We start from the raw sequence: 24923 nt of genomic DNA, 5'->3' as shown, positions 1-24923 counted from the left end.
GGTCTGACTACTCCCCGCAACGCTAGAACGGGATCAGGTGGTGGGAAAAGGGCGAGATCCAGCACCTAGCGCCAATGAAACCCCCCACTTTCACTCGACGTAGTGAACCGGTAACCCAACCCCCGCGACACGCCGACATCACCGCCCCGGCACAATCCGGGAGGTGTCCGAAACCTCGGCGGCGTTCGTCCGCCTGCATGCCCGCCTGGCCCCCGTCGCCTTCATCCCGGAGGTCCAACTGCACCAAGCCGACGAGCCGATCGGCCTGTGGCAGCTCACCGAAGGCGAGTTCCGCAGCGAACAGCCGCCGCCGTTCTGGGCCTTCGCCTGGGCCGGCGGGCAGGCCCTGGCCCGCTACCTGCTCGACCACCCCGACGAGGTGGCCGGCCGGCGGGTACTCGACTTCGCCTCCGGCTCCGGCCTGGTCGCCGTCGCCGCGGCCCGGGCCGGCGCCGACCACGTACGCGCCGTCGAGATCGACCAGCGGGCCGGCGCCGCGATCGAACTGAACGCCCAGGCCAACGACGTCCGGGTCGACGTCACCGTGGCCGACATCCTGGACGACGAGAACGCCGGCGACGCCGACCTGGTCCTCGCGGGGGACGTCTTCTACAGCCAGGCGATGGCCAACCGGGTGCTGCGATTCCTGCTGCGCGCCGCCCGCTCCGGTGCCCGGGTGCTCGTCGGCGACCCCGACCGGGCCTTCCTGCCCCGTTCCCGATTCACCGCGCTCGCCACGTACCAGGTCCCCGTCCCGCCCGCGCTGGAGAGCGTACGGGTGAAGCCCACCACGGTCTGGCAACTCGACCCGGGTCGTCCGGGCGGCGCTGGGTAGCGTAACGGCGTGTTGTTCCGCAGCTGGGCCGCGGGAGCCGTGGACCGGCAATGGCCGGACGTCGCGACCGTCGCCGACCACATCGACGTCGACCATCTGGTGGTGACCCGGCACGCGCTCGTCCGTCAGGTCCTCGCCGACCCGGAAACGTACCGGCCGGACAACGCGCTCGACGCGATGAGCCCGATGCCGGTCGCCGCCCTGCGGATCCTCGCCGGCTACGGGTTCCGGCTGCCACCGACACTGGCCAACAACAGCGGGCACAGCCACCCGGCGATCCGCGCCATCGTCGCCGACGCCCTGCATCCGAAGCGGGTCGCCGAGCAGCAGGAGTGGTTGACCGGGGTGGTCCGTACCCGGGTCGCCCGGCTCGCCGCCGACCTCGCCGCCGGCCACCCGGTCGACCTCTACGCCGACCTCGCCGCCGACCTTCCGCTGCTGGTCCTGGCCCGGCTGGTCGACCTGCCCGACACCCGGGTAGAGGTGGTCAAGGAGTTCACCCGGGCCGCGCTGGAACTCTTCTGGGCCCCGGTCGACACCGAACGGCAACAGACCCTGGCCGAGATCGTCGGCCGTTTCCACACCGTGCTGCGCGACTTCGCGGCGACCGGCTCCGGGCTCGCCGCGCGGCTGCGCGACGCCGGACACGCGTCCGATGTGGTGGTCGGCGCCCTCTTCTTCCTGCTCGTCGCCGGCCAGGAGACCACCTCGCAGTTCCTCACCCTGCTGCTGCACCGGCTCACCGCCGAACCAGAGGTGCGACGTGGGCTCGCCGACGGCACGGTCGAGATCGCCGACGTGGTCGAGGAGGGGTTGCGGCTGGAGCCGCCGATCGTCACCTGGCGGCGGGTGGCCGCCCGGGACACCACCCTCGGCGGGGTCGACGTACCGGCCGGGCGCAGCGTCGTACTGTGGCTCGCCCGGGCCGGCCGGGACCCGGCGGTGGTCGCCGAGCCGGAGGAGTTCCGGCCCGGTCAGCCGGGATCCCGCCGACACCTCGCGTTCGGCGCCGGCGCCCACCGCTGCATCGGCGCCCAGCTCACCCGGATGGAAGCCGCCGTGGTGGTGGCGCAGACCGCTCCCCTGCTCCACGACGTCACCGTCGTACGCGCCCCCTGGTGCCCCGACAACCTCTCCTTCCGCATGCCCGACGCCCTGGTGGTAAGGAAGGGCCCCTTGTTATCGGATTCCGATGTATAAGGGGCCCTTCCTAACACCTGCCGTGGCGGTGTGAGCTGACGAAGGTCGGTACGGGGTGCTGCCGATCGGGCGGTTCGCCGGACCCGGCGTGATTTCTACCTTGAAGCCACCACGACGGGGGAAACCCCCAGGGAGGCTCCATGATCACGTTAACCGGGCTGACAAAGCGCTTCGGCGCCGCGACAGCCGTCGACAACCTCACCCTGGAGATCGCACCGGGGCGGGTCACCGGCTTTCTCGGCCCGAACGGCGCCGGCAAGTCCACCACCATGCGGATGGTCCTCGGCCTGGACCGACCTGACGCCGGAACCGCCCTGGTCGACGGGGAGGCGTACGCGAGCCTGCGGCACCCGCTGCGCCGGGTCGGGGCACTGCTCGACGCGAAGGCGGTCCACCCGGGTCGGACCGCGCGGGCGCACCTGCTCGCGATGGCCCGCAGTAACGGCATTCCCGCGCGCCGGGTCGACGAGGTGCTGGCCACGGTCGGCCTGACCGGTGTCGCCGGCAAGCGGGCCGGCACCTTCTCCCTCGGCATGGGGCAACGGCTCGGCATCGCCGGTGCCCTGCTCGGCGACCCCGGGGTGCTGATGTTCGACGAGCCGGTGAACGGACTCGACCCGGACGGGGTGCGCTGGATCCGCCAGCTCATGCGGACCCTCGCCGCCGAGGGACGTACGGTCTTCGTCTCCAGTCACCTGATGAGCGAGATGCAGCTCACCGCCGACCAACTGGTGGTGATCGGCAAGGGCCGGCTGATCGTCGACGCCCCGGTCGCCGAGGTGATCGCGGGCAGCTCACGGGGCGCCGTCCGGGTGCGCAGCCCCCAACCGGTCGGGCTCGCGGCGCTGCGCAACCGGCTGGTCGCGCTGGCGGTCACCGTCGAGACGGTCGACGCCGAGGAGTTGCTGATCTCCGGCGCCGATGTCGCGCTGGTCGGCGACCTGGCCCACGAACTCGGCGTACGACTGCACGAGCTGAGCGCCCGCGAGGCGTCCCTGGAACAGGCGTACCTGGAACTCACCTCGACCAGCCTCGAATACACCGCCCCGGCGGGACGTCAGTCGCCGGAACCCGCCCGACCCGAGGCGATGTGAGCACCGTGAACGCCCGGCGGCCCGGCGGATCGACAGTGACCAGCGCGGACGTGACCACCAACCGGGGCAACCCGAGCGGCGGCGGGCTGGGTGGCGCGATCGCCAGCGAGTGGACCAAACTCTGGTCGGTCCGCTCGGTCTGGTGGGCCCTGCTCGCCAGCGTCCTGCTGATGGCGGCGGCCTCGGCCCAGCTGGCGATCTACGTACGGAACAGCAACACCGACACCGATGCCGCCAACGACCAGGGCGTCGTCGCACTCGGCCGGATCGCCGTCGACTCGCTCGAACTGACCCAGTTCGCCGTGCTCGCCATGGCGATTCTCGTGATCACCGCCGAGTACGCCACCGGCACCATCCGGGCCACCCTGCAGTGGACCCCGTCCCGGGGGCACGTCATCCTCGCCAAGACCACCGTCGTCGGCGGCGTGACCCTCGTGCTCGGTGTGCTGCTCGGAGCGCTCGGCGCGGCGGTCGCCGACCCGATCCTCGGTGACTGGGGCCGGTTCGACCTGCCCGAGACCATCGGGGACGCGCTCGGGGTCGCGGCGTACCTGGCGCTGATCAGCGTATTCACCCTCGGTGTCGGTGCGGCGCTGCGCAGCGCCGTCGCCACCCTGACCTCGGTCTTCCTGATCCTGACCGTGGTGCCGGCGACGCTGGGGCTGAGCGACGTCACGATCGTCAACCGGATCGCCGACGCCCTGCCCGGCACCGCCGGGCTGCACTTCCTGCGCGGCGACACCGACCCGTACCCGCCGGTGGTGGGCCTGGTCGTGCTCGTCGGCTGGGTGCTGCTGGCGCTGCTCGCCGGTCACACGGTGCTGCGCCGCCGCGACGCCTGATCCTCCCGCCCCCGCTCCGCCGAGCGATCCGTCGACGGGACGGGGCGGGGCGGGGGCGGGGGCGTCCGCCGGTGGGTCAGGCGTCGCCGTCGACCAGACCCGCCTCGTACGCGACGATCGCCGCCTGCACCCGGTTGCGTACCCCGAGCCGGGTGAAGATCGAGCTGAGGTAACCCTTCACCGTCCCCTCGACCAGGAAGAGCCGCCGCCCTATCTCCGCGTTCGACAACCCGGCGCCGACCAGGGCCAGCACCTCACGTTCCCGCTCGGTGAGCCCGCCGGTCAGTTCCCGGGCGGCCGGTCGCTTCCCCATCCGACCCCCGCCGAGCTCGAGCACCCGCCGGGCCACCCTCGGCGAGAGGTACGCCCCGCCGCCCGCCACCGCCCGTACCCCGGCGATCAGCTCCCGGGGGTCGCCGGACTTCAGCAGGAAGCCGCTGGCTCCGTCGCCGAGGGCCCGGGCGATGTAGTCGTCCTCGCCGAACGTGGTCAGCATGACCACCTCGGTTTCCGGCACCAGGCGACGGATCTCGGCCCCGGCCGCCAGCCCGTCGAGCCGGGGCATCCGGATGTCCAGCAACGCGACCCGGGGCCGGTGGGCACGGACCAGCTCGACCGCCTCGCGCCCGTCCCCCGCCTCGGCCACCACGTCGATCTCCGGGTCGGTGGCCAGAATCGCCCGTACCCCGGCCCGGATCATCGCCTCGTCGTCGGCCAGCAGGACCGGGATCATCACATCTCCTCGTTCACGCGTTTCGTCGTCAGCGGCTGCCGCCGTACGGGGGCGGTCAGCCGGGCAGTTCGTCCTTCGCCACCAGCCGCCCGTCCACGAAGCAGAGCCGGTACGCGGGCAGGGCCAGGGGGAAGTTGCCATCGGTGTAGAACTCGCACTCGGCGCCGGTCGGAGCCGACGGAGCGTTCTCGGCCAGGCCCCGCGCCTGCCGGCCGGGCAACACCCGGGTCAGCTCCGTACGCGACGCACCGACCCGCAGCCGCTCGAACTCCGTCCGGTGCAGTACCGAGTCGAAGGTGACGAACGGGTAGTAGACCAGGGACAGCATGGCGGCGATCGCCACCGGTGCGGTGACCGCCACCGTCAGGCTGCGCCGCACCTGACGGCGCTGTACCCGGAGGCGGTCGGCCGACGCGGACCGGACGGCCGCCGGCGCCGAGGCATCCCGGTCGCCGACCAGCGAGTCGCCCACCCGTGGGTCCTCGACCAGTGAGTCGCCGGCCAGCGGGTCCGCGACCAGCGGGATCCGGGCGGTCACCTCGAAACCGCCGGCACCCGGCCCGGCGGTCAGGGTGCCACCGGCGAGCCGTACCCGCTCGCGCAGGCCGAGCAGGCCGGTGCCGGCCGACACCGGTACGGGCAGCGGACCGGCCGGGGCGGGAGCGTTGCGGATCCGTACGCCGATCCACTCCGTCGTCCGGTCGACCTCGACCGTCACCGGTGCGCCCGGGGCGTACCGGGCGGCGTTGGTCAGCGCTTCCTGCACCACCCGGTGCACCGCCCGGCCGACCAGTAACGGCAACTCCTCGGCCGGCAACGGCCCGGACTGCTCCCGCCACCGCAGGCGGACCGCCATACCGGCGGCGCCGGCCCGGTCGACCAGTTCGGCGACGCCCTCGTCGGCCGGACGGGTCGGTGCCGTACCGGCGTCTTCGCGGAGCAGGCCGATGATCTCGCGCAGCCGGTCGGTGGCGGCGCCGACGCTGGCCCGCAGTTCGCCGGCGGCCAGCCGGTGCCGGTCGTCGAGGCCGGGGGCGAGCTCCAGCGCCCCGGCCCGCAGCGCGATCAGGCTCAGGTCGTGTCCGAGCGAGTCGTGCATGTCCTGGGCGATCCGGGCCCGCTCCCGCATCCGGACCCGCTCGGCCACCCCGGCCTGCTCCCGTTCGAGCAGCTCGGCCTGGGCCCAGCCGGCCCGGACCAGCTCACCCTGCTGCCGCCGGTACCGGCCCAGCAGCCAGGGAAAGACACCGGCGAAGAGCAGCATGGTGGCGAGCAGGAACCAGGTGGCCAGGCCGCTGCGGAAGGCCCAGAGGTTCAGTGCACTGCCGCCGACCCCGATCACCGTGAAGACGAGCACCGCCGGCCGGGCGCGGGCCATCCGCAGGCCGGTGAGATAGCTCATCACCGGGATCGCGAAGAGGAAGTTGCCGTCCCGCATGGTCGGCACGACGACCAGGATCAGCGAGACCAGCGGCCAGCGGCGGCCGACCGCCACCGCGACACCGAGCAGGAGCGGTTCGACGACCAGCAGCACCTCGTCGAAGGGTCGGCACGGCGGGGTGCCCAGGGCCCAGACGATCGGCGCGGCGAGCGCCGCCCAGAGGAGCAGATCCAGCAGGAACGTCCGCCGTCGCTGCGCCAAGCCACGCCACCAAGCGACCACGCCGCCAGGTTACGCGGCGGTGAGCTGCGGCATCACCGACGAAAGTCAGGTGCCACCCCCGACGGCTGGTCGTCGGTGACCGGCCGCCCTCGGCCCGGGGCCGCCAGTCGTCGGTCAGTGGACGTCGTCGGCCCAGGTCCGCCAGTCGTCGAGGACACCGTAGAGCGCCGGGGTGAGCCAGCCCGGAGCGGAGCGCCGGAAGACACCCGGATCCATCGTCCCGGCCCCGTCGGGCAACGCGCCGACCATGTTCGGCACCAGCTCGCTCAGGTTGGCCCAGTGCACCAGCTCGGGCTCGTTCGGCCAGGCGCCGAGCACCACCCCGGCCGGCACCGCCCGCCGCTCCAACGCCTCCAGGGTGAGCGCGGTGTGGTTGAGCGTGCCCAGCCCGGCGCGGGCCACCACCACCGCCGGTGCACCGAGCGACACCGCAAGGTCGGCGACGGTCCACGGCTCACCGGAGGGGCGTACGCCCATCGGGACGAGCAGCCCGCCGGCCCCCTCGACCAGCACCAGGTCGTGCTTGTCGGTCTCCGCGCGTACCGCGTCGACCACCGTGTAGAGCTCCAGCGGCTCCATCGCCGCCACCCTCGCCGCTGCCAGCGGGGCGAGCGGTTCGGGGAAGTTCGCCAGGGTACGGGCGGTCAGCGGGGCGGCCAACCGGTTGACCGTGTCGATGTCGGACGGGGCGCCGGTGACCGTACCGGTCTGACCGGGTTTGATCACCGCGACCCGGAGTCCGGCCGCCTGCGCGGCGGCGGTGATCGCCGCCGTGACCACCGTCTTGCCGACATCGGTGTCGGTGCCGGTGACCAGGATCGGGCCACGCCACGAGGTGTCGCTCACCGGGCACCCTCCTTGATCGGGCAACCGCGCGGGTTGGCGGTCACGGGGCACATTCCACGATCACGTCCAGGGCGCGGTCGAACTCGGCGCGCGGCACACCGACGTTGACCGTCAGCCGCAGCCGCGAGCGGGTGTCGGGGGTGGAGGGCGGGCGGAAACAGCCGACCGCCACGCCCCAGTCGAGGCAGTCGGCGGCCCAGGCGGCGGCCGCCTCGGGACCGGGGGCGGTCACCGAGACCACTGCGGCGGCCGGGGTCGACACGTCCAGCCCGGCCCGGCCGAGGTGACGCACGGCGGCGGCGGCGCGGTCGGCCAGCTCCTCCCGGAGGGCATCACCGTCCCGGGCCAGTTCCACGGCGGCGAGTACGCCCGCCGCGACCGCCGGGGGCAGGGCGGTGTCGTAGATGAAGGTGCGGCCGGTCTCCACCAGGTGCCGGATCAGCTCCGCCGGACCGGCGACCACACCCCCGGCCCCACCCAGCGCCTTCGACAGGGTGGCGGTGATCACCACGTCGGGCGCGCCGGCGAGCCCTGCCTCGACCACCGCGCCGGCCCCGCCCGGACCGCGTACGCCGACCGCGTGCGCGTCGTCGACGAGCAGCAGCGCACCGTGTCGGCGGGCCACCTCGTGCAGCCGGGCCAGCGGGGCGAGGTCGCCGTCGACCGAGAAGACCGACTCGGTGACGACCACCGCCGGCCGGCCCGGTGCCGCCGCCAGGGCTTCCTCCACGGCGGCCACGTCAGCGTGCGGGGTGACCACGGTCTGGGCACCGGAGAGCCGGCAACCGTCGATCAACGAGGCGTGGTTGTGCGCGTCGGAGACGAGCAGCGTACGGGGGCGGACCAGGGCGCGTACGGCGCCGAGGTTGGCCAGGTAACCGGAGGAGTAGACGAGCGCGCGGGTGGCACCGAACCAGTCGGCCAGGGCCCGCTCCAGCGCGGAGTGCAGGTCGGTCGAACCCCGGACCAGCCGGGAACCGGTGGCGCCCAGCCCGTACGTCCGCAGCGCCTCGGTGGCCGCGACGGTGACCGCCGGATGGTGGGCGAGCCCCAGGTAGTCGTTGCCGGCGAGGTCGACCACCGGATCGGTCGCGCCCCGGGGGCGCAGCCGTCGGGTCAGGCCCGCCTTGGCACGTAGCTGGGCACGCCGGTCCAGCGCTTCCAGCCAGCTCGCCACGTCGACTCCTCGTCTCCCCGTCCGCCCGCCCAGCCGCCCTGACGGAACCGGCCCGACCGGCGAAAATTACCACTTCGGCCGGGACCGACCCGGGCGGCGGGCCGGTACGCCAGGGGGCGTTCCCGGCCACCGGCGACAGGCGACGGTCACCCTAGCCGGTTCGCGCGGCACCGCCGCGCGACGGGAGCCGGTGGACACGGTCACGGCAGCGGCCGGCGGCTCCCATCGATGCTCGAACCGCCTTGTAGGGTACGACCATGCCAGAGATCCTCGACCAGGCGCGTGCCCAGGTGCTCGGTGAAGGCGTCGGCCTCGACGAGGCCGGTGTGCTCGCCGTACTGCGCCTTCCCGACGAGCACCTGCCCGCCGCCCTGCAACTCGCCCACGACGTGCGGATGCGCTGGTGTGGTCCGGAGGTGGAGGTCGAGGGAATCGTCTCGCTGAAGACCGGCGGTTGCCCCGAGGACTGCCACTTCTGCTCCCAGTCCGGACTTTTCGCCTCGCCGGTACGTTCGGTCTGGCTGGACATCCCGTCGCTGGTCGAGGCGGCTAAGCAGACGGCGAAGACCGGTGCGACCGAGTTCTGCATCGTCGCGGCGGTACGCGGCCCGGACGCGCGGCTGATGAAGCAGATGCGCGAGGGTGTGGCCGCGATCAAGGCCGAGGTCGACATCCAGGTCGCCGCCTCGCTCGGCATGCTCAGCCAGGAGCAGGTCGACGAACTGGTCGACATGGGCGTGCACCGTTACAACCACAACCTGGAAACCTGCCGGTCGTACTTCCCGAACGTGGTCACCACGCACTCCTTCGAGGAGCGTTGGGAGACCCTGCGGATGGTGCGCGAGTCCGGCATGGAGGTCTGCTGCGGCGGCATCCTGGGGCTGGGCGAGTCGGTGGAGCAGCGGGCCGAGTTCGCCGTACAGCTCGCCGAACTGAACCCGCACGAGGTGCCGTTGAACTTCCTCAACCCGCGTCCGGGCACCCCGCTGGGTGACCAGCCGGTGGTGGAGGGGAAGGACGCGCTGCGGGCGATCGCGGCGTTCCGGCTGGCGATGCCGCGTACGATCCTCCGGTTCGCCGGCGGCCGGGAGATCACCCTGGGCGACCTCGGTACCCGCGACGGGCTGCTCGGCGGCATCAACGCGGTGATCGTGGGCAACTACCTGACCACGCTCGGTCGTCCGGCCGACGCCGACCTGGCCCTGCTCGACGAGCTGAAGATGCCGGTCAAGGCCCTCTCCGCGACGCTCTGAGCGAGGACGACCCTGTGATGACGACGACCGGCTTGTGGTGTGACCGGTGCGGCCGGTCGACCGGGGACGGCTCACACAACAGCTGCGCGGCAGCCCGGGTGCTGGAGCCGCCCCGGTTCTGCCCGCAGTGCCGGCGCCGAATGAAGGTGCAGGTCGTACCGACCGGCTGGTCGGCGGTCTGCGTCGAACACGGCGAAACCCACCAGTAGCCACCGGGCACCCGCTGACCCGCTCACGGGACGTCAGCGCAGACCCGCGTCCACTGCGACGGGCAGCGGAAACGCCGCCTCGATCCGCCAGCCGAACGGGACAACCGGGCCGTAGGCCAGCTCCCCGCCGTACCCTCTGATGTCCTCGGAAAGGCTGCGCAGGCCGAAGCCCGGGGTGCCGCGCGGCGACCGGCCACCCCCGGAGCCGGGCGGTTGGCTGGTGATCCGCAGGATCAACCGGTCGTCGTCGTGCGCCGTCGTGATCGTCAACAGGGTGCCGGGGCCGTCGTGGCGCAACGCGTTCGTCGCCGCCTCGCCGATCAGCCGGTCGGCGACCGCCCGGACCGGTGCCGGGAGCACCTCGCGCAGGTCCGGCGGGCTCACGGCGAGGTTCAGCCCGGCGGCGCGGAGCGTGTCCAGCCGCGCCGCCAGCAGCGTCGCGGAATCCCGCTCGTCGCCGTCGGCCAGCGCGGCGCGAACCTCGGCCAGCGCCTCCCGTCCCGCGCGCAGCACCACCTCCAGGCGACGTTTCCCGGCCGGGTCGAGCGACGTGGTGGCCCGCAGCGCCTCGGTCTGCAGCAGCATCACGGTGACCGTGTGCGCGAGGGTGTCGTGCACCCGGCGGGCCAGGCGTTCCCGGTCCTCGGCGGCTGCGGTCTCCTGCTCGGCGATCCGGCGCTCCAGCCGCAGGCTGGCCGCCTGGGCACGCTGCCTCTCAGCCTCGGCCCGTTGGCGTGCCGCCTCCGCCCGGTGCGTTTCGGCCTCGGTGCGCTGGCGCAGGTGCTCGCTGCGTTCCACCCCGGCCAACCACGCCACCGTCACCGTGACGACAGCCATCAGCACGCCCTCGACCGGACCGTGTCGAACTCCGCTGGCGGCGGCCATGACCAGGCCGACCGCGGGACACAGCACCCACCGGATCGCCGACGACCGGTGGGTGGCGGCGGTGTAGAGCGCGATCGTCGCGGGAAAGAAGCCGGTCGCGCGGGCCATGCCGAGTGTGGTGTGGGCGGCGGTCGCGCAGCCGACGACGATCAGCACCGCGGCCGGGAACCGGCGCCGCCAGACGAGTGGCAGCAGTTGCGCCACGGCGAGCGGGGTGGAGACGGTCGTACCGGAGAGCACGAAGAGCGCGGCGGTCGCGGCGCCCAGGGCGACGTCCACCGCGGGCTGCCAATGACCTCGTAGCCGACGAACCGTCGGAGGCCGGAGTGTGAATGCCACGGCCCTGAATACCATGGCCCGATGATCCGGCTTGTCATCGTCGACGACCAGGCGCTGGTACGGGAGGGGTTGAGCCTGATCCTCGACGCGCAGCCGGACTTCGAGGTGGTCGCGGAGTTACCGGACGGTGACGCCCTGCTGGAACTCCTGGCCGAAGATCCCGTCGTGGCGGACGTGATCCTGCTCGACCTCTACCTGCCGGGCGCGGACGGTGTGCGCGTCCTCGGTCAGCTGCGCTCCCGTCTTCCGGAGGTGTCCGCGAAGGTGCTGATGCTGACCACGGTCGGCCGGGCAGCGGACATCCAACGGGCGCTGACCGCCGGCGCGGACGGGTTCGTGCTCAAGGACGCCAGCGGCGGTGAGCTGGCCGCCGCCGTCCGCGGTGCGTACGCCGGGGTGACCGCGCTGAGCGCGTCCGCCGCGGATCTGCTCTGGCCCTCGACGCCGGCCCCGGCCGCAGCGGACGCCGGTGCCCGGCTGCGCACCCTGACCCAGCGCGAACGGGAAGTGCTCGCCCTGCTCGGACAGGGCATGAGCAACCAGGACATCGCACGGGACCTGGCGCTCGCCGAACGCACCGTCAAGGCCCACGTCAGCAACCTGCTCGGGAAACTGGCGGTGACCAGTCGGACCCAGGCCGCGCTGATCGCCCGCGACCTGTCCTAAGGACCTAGGTCGGCTGTGTCCTTCGCCGGTTCCGGGGCGGGATTCGCGCTGACAGGCTGCCCGGGTGTCTTCTCTGAAACGTGCGCGCCGGTTCCGCAGACTCTGGCTGACCCTGGGCGTCGTCCTGCTGGCGGTCACCGGACTCTACGTGGCCAACAGCTCGGCGCTGCGGGGCTCCGAGGGAGGTCGGCCGCTGCTGCTGGCACACCGGGGCATCGCCCAGACCTTTCCGCTCGACGGTGTACTCAACGACACCTGCACCGCCACCCGCATCCACCCGCCGGAACACAGCCACATCGAGAACACCATCTCGTCGATGCGCGCGGCGTTCGACGCCGGCGCCGACATGATCGAGTTCGATGTGCAGGTCACCGCCGACAATCAACTGGCCGTGTTCCACGACTCGACGCTCGAGTGCCGGACCGACGGGACCGGCCGGGTCCGGGACCACACGCTCGCCGAACTGCGCCGGCTCGACCTCGGGTACGGCTACACCGCCGACGGCGGTGTCACGTACCCGCTGCGCGGTAAGGGCGTCGGCCTGCTGCCCACCGTCGAGGAGGTCGTCGCCGCGTTCCCGGACCGGGAGCTGCTGATCGATCTGAAGAACGACGACCCGGCCGAGGGCGAACGGCTGGCCGCCTACCTGGCCACCCTGCCCGCCGAGCGGCTCGCCACCATCGGTGTGTACGGCGGCGGCGCACCGGTCGACGCGGTCGCGAACCGGCTGCCGCAGGTGCGGGCCGCCTCGGAGAAGACCATGCGGGACTGCCTGGTCCGCTACCTCGCGACCGGCTGGACCGGACACGTCCCCGGCGCCTGCCGGCACACCGAACTGCACCTGCCGCAGCGCTACGGCCGGCTGATGTGGGGCTGGCCGAATCTCTTCGTCGACCGGATGCGTGCGGCGGACACCCGGGTCATCCTCGTCGCCGGTGACGGACCGTGGTCAGAGGGCTTCGACCGGTCCGCCGACCTGGAGGCGGTGCCCGCAGACTGGTCCGGCTGGCTCTGGACCAACCGGGCCGACGTGATCACGCCGTTGGTCCGGCCGTGACCACCTCCCGGGTCTGACGTGCGCGACGACGACGGCGGATCGAACGCCCCTCGGGTTCCTCCGTCGTCCGGACCGGCTTCGGCGTACCCGAGGACGGCACCGACGGTTCAAGTTGATCTTGTTACGCGTTCACCGCGGCGTGATCGTCTACTCGGGAACCCGACCCGGGCCCGGTCCGGGTCACCCTGAGACGAGAGGAGCGGCGATGAGGCCACCACAGCTCGTACGCCGACCGCTGGCACTGCTGCTGTCCCTCGCACTGGCCACCCTCGTGGTACCCGCCGGTGCCGCGTGGGCAGCCACCCCGACCGGGGCGGCCACGCCCACGTCCACCGCCGACGGTCTGGTCCACTACACCGGCGGCGAACTCGTCGCGCCCGGCGTGACGTACCTGTCCTTCGAACTGGACACACCACGCGGGCCGGCCGTCGGACACGTGGTCACCGCCGACCTGCGCCAACGGAAGGTGGTGCTGGACCTGCTGCACCCCGACGCGGTGGCGCAGCGGCAGGTGATCTCCACCATGACCGACGAGCAGGGCGCCGTCGCGGGCGTGAACGGCGACTTCTTCAACATCAGCGAGACCCACGAGGGCGTCGAACCGACCGGGTCCGCGGTCGGACCGGAGATCGCGGGCGGCGAGGACCTCAAGGCGGCGGTGCCGAACGCACAGCGTTTCGGTCCGGGGCTGCCGGCCGGCACCTCCACCCGCGACGTCTTCGGCGTCGGCATCAACGGCAGCGCCCGGGTCACCAGCCTCACCCTGCGCGGCGAGGTACGCAGCCGCAGCGGCGCGGTCATCCCGCTGCGCGGCCTCAACCAGTACGCGCTGCCCGTCGACGGCGTCGGCCTCTTCGACTCGGACTGGGGCAGCGCCTCCCGGATCCGCGCCACCTGCGGCAGCGACACCAGCCGCAACGACCCCTGCACCGACCACACCTACGAGGTGACGGTGCACGACGGCGTGGTGACCTCGATCAGCCGTACCCCGGGTTCCGGGGCGATCCCCGCCGACACCGTCGTCCTGGTCGGCCGCGAGGGCGGCGCGGACCAGCTCGACGACCTGCTCCCCGGCGACCGGGTCAACGTACGCCGGCAGGCACTGGTCACCGACGACAAGCCGGCGCTCACCTTCGCGGTCGGCGGTTTCCCGATCCTGCGGTCCGGTCAGCCCCTGGCCGGCCTGGACAACTCGGTCGCCGCGGTCCGCACCGCCGCCGGCACCAGCGCGGACGGGCGCACCGTCTACCTCGTCGCCCTCGACGGCCGGTCCTCGGTCAGCACGGGACTCACGGTCAGCGAACTGGCCACGCTGCTCCGCTCGTTCGGCGCGGACGCGGCGGTCAACCTCGACGGCGGCGGGTCCAGCACCCTGGCGGCCCGCCACCCGGGCGCGACCACGGCCACCGTCCGCAACAGCCCCTCCGGCGGGGTCGAGCGGGCCGTCGCCAACGGAATCGGCGTCTTCATCGGACGCGACTGACCGACCACCTGCCCAGCCCCGGACCGGGAGGCGTGGCCGTCCTCGGACGGAAACCACGCCTCCCGGTCCGTACGCGCCTCGGCACGCCCGGGACCGACCGGAGAGGCCATCACGGGTAACACCCGGGTCAGGTCAGGCGACGGTGCAGGTCGCGCCGTTCAGGGTGAATGTGGTCGGCCTCGGGTTGCTGCCGGTGTGCGTACCGTTGAAGCCGAAACTGGTCGACGCGCCCGGCGCCAGGGAGCCGTTGTAGGACAGGTTCGTCGCGGTGACCGTGGTCCCGGCCTGGGTCACCGTCGCCGACCAGGACTGGGTGACCCGCTGTCCGGCGGTGTAGGCGTAAACCAGGCTCCAGCCGTTGATCGCCGTGCTGCCGGTGTTGCGGATGGTGACGGTGCCGGTGAAGCCGTTGTTCCAGTCGTTGGTGGCGTAGCCGACCTGGCACGCCCCGCCCGGTCCGGCGGGCAGCGTGACCACGCTGACCAGGCCGGACGCCGCCGACACGTTGCCGGACAGGTCCACCCCGACCAGGTAGAACTGGTACCCGGTCGACGGTGTCAACCCGGTCAGGGTCAGGGTCAACCCGCCGGGCGACCCGACCAGCAGGTCGGTCGCGCCCGCCTCGCGGTAGACCCGGTAGCCGGCGAGGTCGGTGCCGGACGACGGGGTCCAGGTGAGGGTGAGGCCGGTCGGGCCGACCGCCGAGGCGGTCGGGGTGCCCGGGACACCGGGCGGGGTGGTGTCGCCACCACCACCGGCCGTGGTGACCGCGACCGGGGCGGAGGCGGCCGAGCGGTTCCCGGCGCCGTCGCGGGCCACCACATAGAACTGGTACGCGGTCGACGGGGTGAGCCCGGTGACCGCCAGCGACGGCGTCGGCGGCGCCCCGACCAGCGTGTCGGTCGCGCCGGTCTCCCGGTAGACGTCGTAGCCGGCGAGTCCGCTGCCCCCGGTGTCGGTGGACGCCGTCCAGCCCAGGGTGACGCCGGTGGCGGTGACCGCCGAGGCGGTGGGCGCCCCGGGCACGGTGGGCGCATCGGTGTCCGGGGTGGTCGGACCGGGTTCGGCGCCCCAGACCCGTACGCCGCCCTCGTAGAGCGGCACGTTCACGTTCGGCCCGGCGGTGGCCTGGTACGACGGGTCGTTCGCCGAGTTCCAGGTGCCGCCCTCCGGTACGCCGATCTTGAACTGGACCTCCATCCGGTGTGCCGACTGGCCGGCCGGGGCGATGGTGTAGCCGGAACAGTTCACCTCGACGTACCAGAGGTCACCGGACACCTGCCGGGCGGTGCTCGGTGCCGGGCAGCCCTGGGTGTAACCACTGGTCACCTCGATCGTGCTGGTCCCCTCCCGACGGAAGTAGTAGCGGAAGGTGGCTGCCTTGAGCGCCCGTGCCGGGAACGCCGACCTGTTGTAGACGATCGCCTTGATCCCGGTCGACCTGGTCTCGTTCTGCATCACCGTGGTCTCCACGGTCAGCTCGTCGATGTCCGGCGGCTCCGGCTGCGGGAAGTTCGCCAGCGCGGTGCCGCCGTACTCGGAGTAGAGCCGGACCAGCGCGGAGGTGAAGCCGGCGTTGTAGTCGGTCGCGACCTCGTTCATCACATAGTCGCCCCGGCTGTCGGTGTACGCGTCGTTCGGCGCGGACGGCCCACCGACGAGCGCGCCGTAGAGCACGTGCCGGGTCTGGACCGGCACGGTCTGGCTGTCCCACCAGGAGCCGTGCGCGGTGCGGTGGTGCGGGTTGCGGGGCGAGTTGGCGCCGAAGCCGATCAGGTAGCTGGACTGGCGCGGGTTGTCACCGAGCGCGTAGTTGATCTGCTTGACCGCGAAGTCGTGGTAGCGCGTCTTACGCACGGTGTCGGTGGTCCGGTCGGCGTAGACCAGGGCGGCGAAGGCGGTGTTGGCCGCGTACCGCAGCGCACCCCAGGTGTCGAGCACGGCCATGCCGCCCGGGGAGGTGCGCACCTTCTCCCCGTTGACGCCGACGGTCCAGTAGTCCAGCCAGCGGTTGGCGTCGTCGACGTACTTCTGCCGACCGGTCAGGTTGGCCAGCAGCACGTACGTGCCGAACTGCTTGTTGTCCCAGGCGACCGTCCACTTGTAGAGCCGGGTGGTGGACTGCGGTTCGGTGCCGAGCCGGTCGTACTCGCTCTCCGCCTTGGCCAGGTAGGCGGCGTCGCGGGTGGCCCGGTAGAGCCAGACCGCGCCCCAGACCAGTTCGTCCTGGTAGCCGCTCCAGGAGCGGTAGAAGCTGGTCACGTCGGTGATGCACTCGTGGTAGGCGCGGCGCACGGTGTCGGCGAAGGTGTAGAGCTGCCGGGCGTGGCTGACCAACCGGTCCGCGTAGGCCGGGTCGGTGGGTCGGAACACCATCGACGAGGCGGCCATCGCGGCGGCCGTCTCACCTGCCAGGTCCGCGCCGCCACAACTCGCGTCGATCTTGTACGCCGGCCGCGCCATCGGCAGCACCTCGGCCGGTCCCCACCACTTGTGGTCGTCGTCGCCCTTGCCGACCTGTCCGTAGAGGACATTGGGTGACGGGTGCGCCTTGATGAAGTAGTCGTTGACGAAACGCAGGTTGTTCAGCAGGTACGGCAGTTGCCCGGAGGCGGCGTACCCGTCCCGGTACTCGACCGCACCCCAGGCGAGCATGGTGGCGCTGAACGCCATCGGGAAGCCGAACTTGACGTGGTCGCCGGCGTCGTACCAGCCGCCGGTCAGGTCCAGGCCGACGTCGGCGCCGTCGGTGAGTGCGGAGTCGCCGCGCCAGGAGACCCGGTTCCAGTCGGGCAGCGCGCCGGACTGCTGGGCCTCGTAGAAGTAGAGCGACTTCTGCAACGCCTCGGCGTAGTTGTAGGTGGCCGCCGCGACGCCGGGGGCGGCCACGCCAGCGGTCCCGGACACGGCGACGGCGGGGGCGGCGGTTGCCGGGGTGGCGACCGCAAGGGCCGCAGCGGTCACCGTGAGTAAGCCGAAAGTGGCGACCGCGCGGTACCACCGTCCGGGCCGGACCCTACCGGTGGGCTGGGCAAGTTGACCTTTTGGCCAGGCCGGCGTGATGCTGGGCAGCACTAGACTCGCTCCTGTCCGTGGAGCCGCGCGCGGCAACGCGTAGCGGAGGACATTGGAGGGGCGGATGTGGGCGCATCCGCCCTTTCGCCTGTCCTGGCCCAACTGTTGTGCGGCGGCATGGTGGGCTTGCGGGAAGCTGCGGGAGCGCTCCCATGGATGCTCGCCAATGTAACCGGCCTGTTGCCCCTTTGTGAAGGGTCGCCTGGGCGGACGGGTTCAACCAGGCTGGCCGCCGTACGCCCGCACCCGCCCGGCCCGACGCGAGCCGAGCGCGGCTGACCAACCGGTGGGCGGAAACGTCCTGGGATACGAGCGTACGGTTGCCGGCCGGCCTCGACGCGCGAGACAGTACGCGCAGATCAGCGGTGCCATCGACGCTGCCGCTGCCCACTGGTCAGCAGTCCCAGGAGGCAAACGATGGCACTACGCCTGGCCGACGGCACCGCGTGGCAGGAGACCCTCGCCCGCGCCGTCACCGCGACCCCCGAAGCGTTCGAGCCGGACCCCTCCGGCGTCGTCACCCTGCGCAACCTGGTGCAGGGTGCATGGCAGTCGGTCGGCACCCCGACCCCGGTCCGCACCCCGGTGGACAACACCGTGCTGGTCAACCTGCCCCGGCTCGGCGCCGAGACGGCACGGGCGGCGGTCGCGTTCGCCCTCGACGAGCACCGCCACTGGGCGGCCACGCCGCTGGCGGAACGGAAAAACCGGGTCACCGAGGCCCTGGACGAGCTGAGCGTCCAACGTGACCTGCTCGCCCTGCTGCTGGTCTGGGAGATCGGCAAGCCGTGGCGGCTGGCCTGCGCCGACGTCGACCGGGCCCTCGACGGTGTCCGCTGGTACGTCGAGGAGATCGACCGGATGCTCGCCGACGGCCGCGAACCGCTCGCCGGGCCGGTCAGCAACATCGCGAGCTGGAACTACCCGATGAGCGTGCTGGTCCACGCCGAACTGGTGCAACTGCTCGCCGGCAACGCGGTCATCGCCAAGACGCCGTCCCAGGGCGGCGCGGTCTGCCTCACCGTCGCGCACGCGCTGATGCGCCGCGCCGGCCTGCCCGCCACCCTGGTCTCCGGCGGCGGCGAGGAACTCTCCGAGGTGCTGGTCCGGGCCCCGGAGATCGGTGCGGTCGCGTTCGTCGGCGGGCGCTCCAACGGCGGAAAGGTGGCCGCCGCGCTGCTCGACTCCGACAAGCGGCACTTCATCGAGCAGGAAGGGCTGAACGCCTGGGGCGTCTGGGAGTTCTCCCAGTGGGACATGCTCGCCAAGCACCTGAAGAAGGGCTTCGAGTACGGCAAGCAGCGCTGCACCGCGTACCCCCGGTTCGTGGTGCAGCGGGACCTGGTCGACCGGTTCCTCGACATGTACCTGCCGGTGGTCCGCTCCGTACGCTTCGGCCACCCGCTCGCGGTCGGGGACGACTGGGTCGACGGCGACGCCCTGCCGGAACTGGACTTCGGGCCACTGATCAGCGGCGCCAAGGCCGACGAGCTGCGCCGCAAGGTCGAGGAGGCGGTCCGGGGCGGCGCCATCCCGCTCTACCGTGGCCGCCTCGACGGGGCACCGTTCCTCGACGGCCAGGACACTGCGGCGTACGTCGCACCGGCGGTGCTGCTCGCCCCGCCCGGACGGTCCCGGCTGATGCACGCCGAGCCGTTCGGCCCGGTCGACACCATCGTGGTGGTGGACACCAGGGACGAACTGCTCGCCGCGATGAACGCCTCCAACGGTGCCCTGGTCGCGAGCCTCGCCTGCGACGACGAGGACGAGGCGGCGAAACTGGCGGTGGACCTGCAGGCGTTCAAGGTCGGCATCAACAAGCCCCGGTCCCGTGGTGACCGGGACGAGCCCTTCGGTGGTCGCGGCGCCTCCTGGAAGGGCGCCTTCGTCGGCGGCGACCTGCTGGTGCACGCGGTCACCCAGGGCGGCCCCGACCAGCGCCTGTACGGCAACTTCCCCGACTGGACGGCGCTACCGCCCACCTGACGACAGGCACGGCCACGGCGACACCCCGTACCGGATCTTCCTGGGCGGGGTGTTCGCTCACCTCGGTCGGCGCGCTCGGGCCGCGACACCCACGGCCTGAGGTGGCCAGGATGTGAGTCGCGGTACGGGGAAGTCGTCGTGAAGTATCGAAGGATGTTCACGAGACTCTTCAAGGGGTGGTCGGAGCGCTGCCGTGGGTGCGGGGCCCGGATTCCGCGCGGCGAGTGGAGCCGCTACCAGCGCAGACACCTCACGCCGTCCTGGTGCGACCGGTGCCTGGACACGTGCCCGGAGTGCGGTGCCCAGGTTCCGCACGACAACTCGCGTTCTCGCTGGGCCATGTCGCCGGGCCGGTGCGACCGGTGTCTGGATCTGTTCCGTACCCAGGCGCGGGCCCGCGAGGAGCGCCGGGAAGGCGAAGCCCGGAACCTGGTCCGCCGTTGGCTGGACCACGCCCCGGCCTACGAACCGACTCATTCGACCCATGACCGCGAGCGGCAGGAGGCACTCCAGAGCCACTACCGCCCCCGCGTCGAACCCCTGCTGCACGTGCTCGAATTTGACGACGCGCTGAACGCCCTGACAAAGCTGCGCCTGGACCGGAGCCAGATGTTCGACGAGGAGTGGCCGGCGCCGTTCCCCGAGCCCGGGTCGTCGCGCGGTCTCATCAGCTTCGAAGGCCGCACGCTGGGTGAATTCGAGCGGTTCGCCGAGAATCCCCACGCCGCAGTGCCCGGGCACCTCGACGCGCTGGAATGCAGCTATCTGCGCGGGTCGGCGACGAGCATGGAGGCGCTGCAAACCACCTACAGCGGCAGCGTCTACCAGAGCGGCGACCGGATCCACGTCGTGTGGATCACGTCACGGGAGGTCGTCTACGGATAGCCCGCCGGGAGGTGCCGGCGATGGGTCACCGGGCGACCGGTACGGGAAGAGGGCCCCTTCCTGCCGTCCCACAGGAAGGAACCCTCTCCCCTTCGCCCCGGTCAGGCTGTTCCGGCGGCCCGGCACCGCATCGGTGCCGGGCCGCTGGGGTCTTGGTCCGTCACGGCCGCCAGGGGCACGGTGACGGTCATCAGGTCGCCGTCGGAGTCGACCGGCTCCGGCCGCCCGACCCGGTGCAGCACCCGGAGCAGGCCCAGGTTGTCCGCGTACGCGTGGGCGACCAGCGCGGCGTGGCCGGAGCGCCCGGCGTACGCGACCAGCCGTCGGGCCAGCGCGCCGCCCAGACCGCGTCGCTGCCAGTCCTCCTCGACCAGGAGTGACACCGCGCCGACCACTCCCTCGGCGACCAGGTTCGCCATCGCCACCACCCGCTCCGGGGTGCCGTCGACACCGCCGGCCACGGCGAGCAGGGTGATCCCGCGCGTCGGCTCCAGCAGTTGACGCAACCGTTCCGGGGTCGGGTCGGCGGCACCGAGGTAGCGGTGCCGCCGGCTCTGGGCCGAGCAGCGGGCGTGCATCGCCGCCACCGCCGGCAGGTCGTCCCCGGTCGCCGGTCGTACGGTCAGCTCCGCCCCGTCCGGCAGCACCAGGGTCACCTGCTCCGCGGCCCGCCGCTCCACGTTCGCGGCCAGGTCGACCAGCGCCTGCGCGCGGGCGTACTCGGCCGGGGTGAACGCGGGAGCGGCCCGGAGCACCTCGTAGGAGCCGCCGGCCGGGTCGGCCAGCCGCATCGTCTCCGCGCCGGCCCGGGGCCGGTCCTGTCCCGGTGCCGGGCGCCAGGTGACCGTGTCGGCCCCGAGCAGGGTACGCAGCACCTCGCCGAGTGCGTCCGGGTCACGTACCAGTCGGCTGGCCAGGCCCAACGCGCGGGTCGGCTGGTCGACCAGGCCACGCGCCTCACTGCGCGCCACCCAGCAGTCCCGCCCGCGTCCGCGTTCCACGGCGGTGACCAGGTCGGCCGCGGTGAGTCGCTCCGGCGCGTCGACGAGGAAGTCGTCGAGCGCGCCCGCCTCGGTGGTGTGCACCTGCACAGTGAGGATGTTGACTCCGCGCAGCGCGAGACTGGCGGTCAACACCGCCAGGTATCCGGGCCGGTCGTCGACCGTCGCCCTGATCCGCCATAGCGCCATCCCAGCTCCTCTCCCGGAACCCGCCGGCCCGCCGGCTGGTCCCACTCCGGGAACCCGCCGGCCCGCCCCGGCCGGGTCTCCCGGGTCATCCGCTCAGCGCTGAGCGGTCACGAACTGACGGCGGCCGGGGGTGCGCTGACCAGGTCGAGTCGGTCGCCGAGAATGACCGCCGCCGCCCGGACGAGCTGTGCCACCCGGTCCACCTCGGTGACGTGGAAGCCCGCCGCCGACAGGCCCTCCGCGTCCACCCGGGCCACCATGAGCACCAGCCCGGCCCGACCGAACGGCGCCGCCACGTAGTGCGTGCCGACCGGCCCGTCCATGGCGCGGGCCCGCAGCGGTGTCACCTCCGGCAGGGTCAGCGGGCTCGGCGCGCGCCAACTCGCGTACGCCACCGCCGGTGCCCCACCGGGCGCCCCGGGGAGCGCCGATCCTCTCCGGGACGCCCAGTCGGCCGGAACCACCGCGGCCGCCGCCCAGTCCGCCGCCAGCAGCCCTGGCACGGCGTCGACCAGCGTGGCCAGGCCGTCGGCCGGGTTGCCCGCCACCTGCGCCAGCAACTCGGCGTCCTGGCCGCCGCTGGTGGGCGCGCCGATCGCCCGCCAGACGCCGTCCACCTGCACGCCGGGAATCGCCGCCATCCCGGCCAGCAGTCGTTCGACCCGGGATGCCCCGGGCCAGACCACGGTGAAGTCGTCGACCGCCCGCCCGCCGAGCCGTTCCAGGACCACGACCTGGACGATGTCGGCACCCGCCACACCCAGCGTGCGGGCCACCTGCCCGAGCGCGCCGGGTCGGTCGGGAAGCGTCACCCGAACCCTCAGCAACATGCTTGTTCTCCCGTCGAACGAGTCGGCGCGGGAACCCCGGGCCTGTACGCGGCATCTGGTCGCCGGCTTACCTGGACCAAGAGTGCCGGCTGACCATTTCGCCCCTGTTGCCGCACCATGTCTCGGCCGCAACAAGGCGTCCTTGACAAGTTGGCCCAGCTGCCATCAACTGTTCGGATGACCGTGTCGGATTCGCACCCAGCGGGTCCGACCGCACGTGATACTGGCCCCCCTGGTGCCCCGACGCCGACCGGTCTGGATCTCGACCGGCTCGCCGACCACCTCCGGGCGCACCGGCCCGACCTGCTCGACGGGGCGCTGACGGCCCGGTTGATCGCCGGGGGCCGGTCCAATCTCACCTACCGGGTGCGCTCCGGTTCCCGCGAGTTCGTCCTGCGCCGGCCGCCGCTCGGACACGTACTCGCCACCGCGCACGACATGGGCCGCGAGTTCCGGGTCATCTCGGCGCTGGCCGGCAGCGGCGTCCCGGTGCCGGCGACACTGCTGCTCTGTCTGGATCCCGGGGTGACCGGTGCGCCGTTCTACCTGATGCAGTGGGTGCCCGGGGTGGTCTTCCGGGACCGCTCGCAGACCGACCGGCTCAGCGACGCCCAGCGGCGCGGGCTGGCTCTGTCCATGATGGACACCCTGGCCACCCTGCACGGGGTCGACCCCGCCCGGGTCGGCCTGGCCGACTTCGGCCGACCGGAGGGATACCTGGCCCGGCAGGTACGTCGCTGGGGCGGCCAACTCGACCAGTCACGCAGTCGTCCCCTGCCCGGTGTCACCGAGTTGCGTGAACGGCTCGCCGCGAGCGCCCCCGAGGGGGCCAACGCCGGCCGGATCGTGCACGGCGACTACCGCCTGGACAACCTGCTCGCCGAGCCCGCACCCGATCCGGCGGCGACCACCACGGACCGCTCCGCCGCCGGGCCACCGACCACCGCCCCACCGGCGATGGCGACCATTCGGGCTGTGCTCGACTGGGAGATGGCCACCCTCGGCGACCCCCTGGCCGACCTCGGGCTGCTGCTGACGTACTGGGACGTGCTCGGCGACCGCGACGACACGGCCGGCAACCCGGTCGCCGACGGGCTCGGACCCCGGGCCGGATTTCCGTCCGGCGCCGAACTCATCGACCGCTACGCCAGCCGCGCCGACGTGGACGTCGGCCCGCTGGACTGGCACATCGCGCTCGGCTGCTTCAAACTCGCGGTGATCTGCGAGGGCATCCACTACCGGCACACCCTCGGGCAGACCGTCGGCGACGGGTTCGACCGGATCGGCGAGATGGTGCAGCCACTGGTCACGCACGGGCTGGCAGCCGTGGGGCGGGGCTGATGCGGTGCCCGGCGAGCTCGTAGCGGCACCGACCGACGCGACAGGGGGACACACCGATGGAGTTCGGATTCGACGCCCGTACGGCGGAACTGCACGAGAAGCTGCACGATTTCCTGATCGAACACATCTACCCGGCCGAGCCGGTGCACGCGGCCCAGGTGGCCGAGGAGGCCGACCCGTGGTCCCGGCCGCCGGTGCTCGACGAGCTCAAGGCCGTGGCCCGGGAGCGTGGGCTGTGGAACCTCTTCCTCCCCGACCCCGGGTACGGCGCCGGCCTGACGAACCTCCAGTACGCGCCGCTGGCCGAGCTGACCGGCCGCAGCCCGCATCTGGCGCCGGAGGCGCTCAACTGCGCGGCCCCCGACACCGGCAACATGGAGTTGCTGGCCGAGTTCGGCTCGCCGGCCCAGCGGGAGCGCTGGCTGCGCCCGCTGCTGGACGGGGAGATCCGCTCGGCGTTCTGCATGACCGAGCCGGAGGTGGCCTCCTCGGACGCCACCAACATCGCCACCCGGATCGACCGTGAGGGCGACGAGTACGTGGTGAACGGGCGCAAGTGGTGGTCGTCCGGGGCGATGGACCCGCGCTGCGAGATCTTCATCGTGATGGGCAAGACCGACCCGGACGCCGACCGGCACCGGCAGCAGAGCATGGTGCTGGTGCCCCGGGACACCCCGGGTGTGACGGTACGACGCGGCATGACCGTCTTCGGTTACACCGACGGCGCACACGGCGGCCATGCCGAGGTGAGCTTCGAGGACGTACGGGTGCCGGCGGAGAACCTGATCGGTGGCGAGGGCAACGGTTTCGCGATCGCCCAGGCGCGGCTCGGGCCGGGCCGGATCCACCACTGCATGCGGCTGGTCGGGATGGCCGAACGGGCCCTCGAACTGCTCTGCCGGCGTACCTCGGAACGGGTCGCGTTCGGCCGGCCGCTCGCCGAGCAGGGGGTGATCCGGGACTGGATCGCGGAGTCCCGGGTCCGCATCGAGCAGGCCCGGTTACTGGTGTTCAAGACCGCCTGGTTGATGGACACGGTCGGGAACCGGGGCGCGCACACCGAGATCCAGGCCATCAAGATCGCCACCCCGGCGATGGCCGAGTGGGTGATCGACAAGGCTATCCAGGCGTACGGCGCGGCCGGCGTCAGCCAGGACACCCCGCTCGCCGCGCTCTGGGCCCAGGCCCGCACCCTCCGGCTGGCCGACGGTCCCGACGAGGTCCACCGCGCCTCCCTCGCCCGCCGCGAACTCCGCCGCTGGGCCCCGCCCCCTCCCCCGTCGATCTAGGGCAAAACCCTGCTGTTTGATCTCCACCCACCTTGATTTGCCCTA

General features: G+C 72.5%; 21 protein-coding genes. 13 read left to right on the top strand and 8 right to left on the bottom strand.

The window, feature by feature from the left end:
* Positions 1-163: 163 nt before the first annotated feature.
* The 4 genes from BDK92_RS26905 to BDK92_RS26890 all read left to right on the top strand — a co-directional run bounded on the left by BDK92_RS26905 (position 164) and on the right by BDK92_RS26890 (position 3971).
* On the top strand, positions 164-835 hold the full coding sequence (locus BDK92_RS26905; RefSeq protein ID WP_121159204.1) for a class I SAM-dependent methyltransferase: 672 nt from the start codon (positions 164-166) through the stop codon (positions 833-835).
* A 9-nt stretch (positions 836-844) separates the two neighbouring features.
* Positions 845-2035 (top strand): cytochrome P450, encoded by a 1191-nt coding sequence (locus tag BDK92_RS26900; protein WP_121159203.1) that lies wholly within the window; start codon positions 845-847, stop codon positions 2033-2035.
* Between the two features lie 140 nt (positions 2036-2175).
* Positions 2176-3129, top strand: a complete 954-nt coding sequence (locus BDK92_RS26895; protein WP_121159202.1) for an ATP-binding cassette domain-containing protein — start codon at positions 2176-2178, stop codon at positions 3127-3129.
* A gap of 35 nt (positions 3130-3164) precedes the next feature.
* A complete protein-coding gene (locus BDK92_RS26890) occupies positions 3165-3971 on the top strand; it encodes an ABC transporter permease (RefSeq protein ID WP_246017260.1) in 807 nt (268 codons plus the stop codon).
* Positions 3972-4047: 76 nt separating this feature from the next.
* Here the strand turns inward: BDK92_RS26890 and BDK92_RS26885 are convergent, their stop codons facing one another.
* From BDK92_RS26885 to BDK92_RS26870, 4 genes are all read right to left on the bottom strand, one after another.
* Entirely contained in the window at positions 4048-4704 is a 657-nt protein-coding gene (locus BDK92_RS26885; RefSeq protein ID WP_121159201.1) for a response regulator, read from the bottom strand.
* 55 nt (positions 4705-4759) lie between these two features.
* Positions 4760-6367: a sensor histidine kinase gene (locus BDK92_RS26880; protein WP_246017259.1), complete on the bottom strand. Its 1608-nt coding sequence runs from the start codon at positions 6365-6367 to the stop codon at positions 4760-4762.
* 114 nt (positions 6368-6481) lie between these two features.
* Positions 6482-7186 (bottom strand): dethiobiotin synthase, encoded by a 705-nt coding sequence (gene bioD, locus BDK92_RS26875; protein WP_121162615.1) that lies wholly within the window; start codon positions 7184-7186, stop codon positions 6482-6484.
* Positions 7187-7253: 67 nt separating this feature from the next.
* Positions 7254-8390 (bottom strand): 8-amino-7-oxononanoate synthase, encoded by a 1137-nt coding sequence (locus BDK92_RS26870; protein ID WP_121159200.1) that lies wholly within the window; start codon positions 8388-8390, stop codon positions 7254-7256.
* Positions 8391-8647: 257 nt separating this feature from the next.
* On the opposite strand from BDK92_RS26870, the gene bioB reads away from it, so the two are divergent.
* Entirely contained in the window at positions 8648-9643 is a 996-nt protein-coding gene (bioB, locus tag BDK92_RS26865; protein ID WP_121159199.1) for a biotin synthase BioB, read from the top strand.
* A gap of 17 nt (positions 9644-9660) precedes the next feature.
* A complete protein-coding gene (gene bsaP / locus BDK92_RS26860) occupies positions 9661-9852 on the top strand; it encodes a biotin synthase auxiliary protein BsaP (RefSeq protein ID WP_121159198.1) in 192 nt (63 codons plus the stop codon).
* A gap of 33 nt (positions 9853-9885) precedes the next feature.
* On the opposite strand, the gene BDK92_RS26855 is transcribed toward bsaP, so the two are convergent.
* Positions 9886-11091, bottom strand: coding sequence for a sensor histidine kinase (locus tag BDK92_RS26855; RefSeq protein ID WP_121159197.1), 1206 nt, complete (start codon positions 11089-11091; stop codon positions 9886-9888).
* 6 nt (positions 11092-11097) lie between these two features.
* On the opposite strand from BDK92_RS26855, the gene BDK92_RS26850 reads away from it, so the two are divergent.
* The 3 genes from BDK92_RS26850 (at position 11098) to BDK92_RS26840 (ending at position 14282) form a co-directional block, all read left to right on the top strand.
* Positions 11098-11742: a response regulator gene (locus BDK92_RS26850; protein ID WP_121159196.1), complete on the top strand. Its 645-nt coding sequence runs from the start codon at positions 11098-11100 to the stop codon at positions 11740-11742.
* A gap of 64 nt (positions 11743-11806) precedes the next feature.
* A complete protein-coding gene (locus tag BDK92_RS26845; RefSeq protein ID WP_211349377.1) occupies positions 11807-12799 on the top strand; it encodes a glycerophosphodiester phosphodiesterase family protein in 993 nt (330 codons plus the stop codon).
* 205 nt (positions 12800-13004) lie between these two features.
* Complete coding sequence (locus BDK92_RS26840) at positions 13005-14282, top strand: phosphodiester glycosidase family protein (RefSeq protein WP_121159195.1); 1278 nt, start codon at positions 13005-13007, stop codon at positions 14280-14282.
* A 132-nt stretch (positions 14283-14414) separates the two neighbouring features.
* Here the strand turns inward: BDK92_RS26840 and BDK92_RS26835 are convergent, their stop codons facing one another.
* A complete protein-coding gene (locus tag BDK92_RS26835; RefSeq protein ID WP_121159194.1) occupies positions 14415-17246 on the bottom strand; it encodes a glycoside hydrolase family 9 protein in 2832 nt (943 codons plus the stop codon).
* Positions 17247-17774: 528 nt separating this feature from the next.
* Here BDK92_RS26835 and BDK92_RS26830 point away from each other — a divergent pair.
* Positions 17775-19343: an aldehyde dehydrogenase family protein gene (locus BDK92_RS26830; protein ID WP_121159193.1), complete on the top strand. Its 1569-nt coding sequence runs from the start codon at positions 17775-17777 to the stop codon at positions 19341-19343.
* A gap of 153 nt (positions 19344-19496) precedes the next feature.
* Entirely contained in the window at positions 19497-20228 is a 732-nt protein-coding gene (locus BDK92_RS26825; RefSeq protein ID WP_211349376.1) for a hypothetical protein, read from the top strand.
* Between the two features lie 101 nt (positions 20229-20329).
* On the opposite strand, the gene BDK92_RS26820 is transcribed toward BDK92_RS26825, so the two are convergent.
* Together BDK92_RS26820 and BDK92_RS26815 are read right to left on the bottom strand one after the other, a co-directional pair.
* The gene (locus BDK92_RS26820; RefSeq protein ID WP_121159191.1) at positions 20330-21418 is read right to left on the bottom strand and encodes a GNAT family N-acetyltransferase; all 1089 of its coding nucleotides are present in this window, start codon (positions 21416-21418) and stop codon (positions 20330-20332) included.
* A gap of 107 nt (positions 21419-21525) precedes the next feature.
* Positions 21526-22248, bottom strand: coding sequence for an ACT domain-containing protein (locus tag BDK92_RS26815; protein WP_121159190.1), 723 nt, complete (start codon positions 22246-22248; stop codon positions 21526-21528).
* Between the two features lie 177 nt (positions 22249-22425).
* Here BDK92_RS26815 and BDK92_RS26810 point away from each other — a divergent pair, with 177 nt between their 5' ends.
* Both BDK92_RS26810 and BDK92_RS26805 read left to right on the top strand, forming a co-directional pair.
* Positions 22426-23589: a phosphotransferase family protein gene (locus tag BDK92_RS26810; RefSeq protein ID WP_121159189.1), complete on the top strand. Its 1164-nt coding sequence runs from the start codon at positions 22426-22428 to the stop codon at positions 23587-23589.
* A gap of 56 nt (positions 23590-23645) precedes the next feature.
* Positions 23646-24878, top strand: coding sequence for an acyl-CoA dehydrogenase family protein (locus BDK92_RS26805; RefSeq protein WP_121159188.1), 1233 nt, complete (start codon positions 23646-23648; stop codon positions 24876-24878).
* Positions 24879-24923: the final 45 nt, after the last annotated feature.

The sequence above is a fragment of the Micromonospora pisi genome, from assembly GCF_003633685.1.
Lineage (GTDB): Bacteria > Actinomycetota > Actinomycetes > Mycobacteriales > Micromonosporaceae > Micromonospora_G > Micromonospora_G pisi.
The sequence above is the reverse complement of the archived record's forward strand: the minus strand, read 5'-3'. Positions and strand labels throughout refer to the sequence as shown.